Origin of the sequence: Actinosynnema sp. NPDC023658, from assembly GCF_040639995.1 — a bacterium.
In the GTDB taxonomy this organism is placed as follows: Bacteria; Actinomycetota; Actinomycetes; order Mycobacteriales; family Pseudonocardiaceae; genus Actinosynnema.
Genome location: NZ_JBFAAX010001462.1, coordinates 1 through 1,097 on the forward strand (window position 1 = coordinate 1; position 1,097 = coordinate 1,097).

Sequence of the window (1,097 nt, forward strand, 5' to 3'; positions counted from 1 at the left end):
CGCGGCTCGACCCGGAGCCTCAGCCGGGTCTGCTGACGCTGATCACCCGGCTCGGCGCGGACCGGGTCTCCGCGCTGCTGCCGCCGTTGGTGGACGCGGTCCGCGCGGCGGGCCACCCGGTGATCTGGCTGTGCGACCCGATGCACGGCAACACGGTCGCCGGCGTCGGCGGCCGCAAGACCCGACTGGTCGGCACGGTGGTCCGCGAGGTGGCGGACTTCGTGGCGACCGTGCGGGTCACCGGCGGCGTGGCCGGCGGCCTGCACCTGGAGACCACGCCGGACGAGGTCGAGGAGTGCGGTTGGGACGACGTCCCGACCGGCCCGTACACGAGCCTGTGCGACCCGCGGCTCAACGCGGGACAGGCGCTCGCCGTGGTCGCGGCGTGGCGCCCGGCCCGACAACGAGGGGGAGAGAACCTTGCGTAGCAACGTGATCACGACACCGCCGTGCGCGTTCCAGACGGCGGCGGAGTTCGCCGACTTGACCGGTGACACCGTGCTGGGCGTCGTCCGCTACTCGGACCGGCCCGGTCCCCCGCGCTGGGAGCACGGCCGACCGGTCCTCCCGCTGCACATGGTGCGGCCGGGTGAGCCCGAGGTGGTGGAGGTCTGGTCCACCGAGGGCCGCGAGGTGCGGGTCGGTGAGCACCGGGGCCTGCTCTACGCGCACGACGGCGAGGTGTTGTTCTGCACCGGGTGGATCGGCCCGTCGGCGGACTGCGGCGAGGCGGCGCGCGCGGCCTACCTGGCGGCGTTCGACCTGGTCGAGCACCTGGGCTACCCGACGGTGTTCCGGATGTGGAACATGATCGACGGCATCACCGACCGGACCGCCCGCGGCACCGAGGTGTACGCCGACTTCTGCGTCGGCCGGGGTCGGGCGTTCGACGAGCGCGGGCACGCCATGCCGGCGTCCACCGGCATCGGCACGCTGGGCGGCGGCATCGCGTTCTACTTCCTGGCGCACCGGTCGCACGCGGCCGTGCACCTGGAGAACCCGTTGCAGGTGCCCGCGCACGAGTACCCGTCGCGCTACGGGCCGAGGTCGCCCAGCTTCGCGCGGGGCACGTACCTCGAGGGGGAGGACGGCCGGGG

Annotated in this window: 1 protein-coding gene and 1 pseudogene; both read left to right on the forward strand. The window is 74.1% G+C overall.

What is annotated here, in order from left to right:
- Positions 1-428: 3-deoxy-7-phosphoheptulonate synthase (locus tag AB0G02_RS41815; RefSeq protein ID WP_360806611.1), on the forward strand; the 428-nt coding region annotated here is incomplete at its 5' end.
- Positions 421-1,097 (forward strand): annotated as a pseudogene (locus AB0G02_RS41820) (reactive intermediate/imine deaminase); the annotation flags it as partial. The gene AB0G02_RS41815 and the pseudogene AB0G02_RS41820, both read left to right, overlap by 8 nt.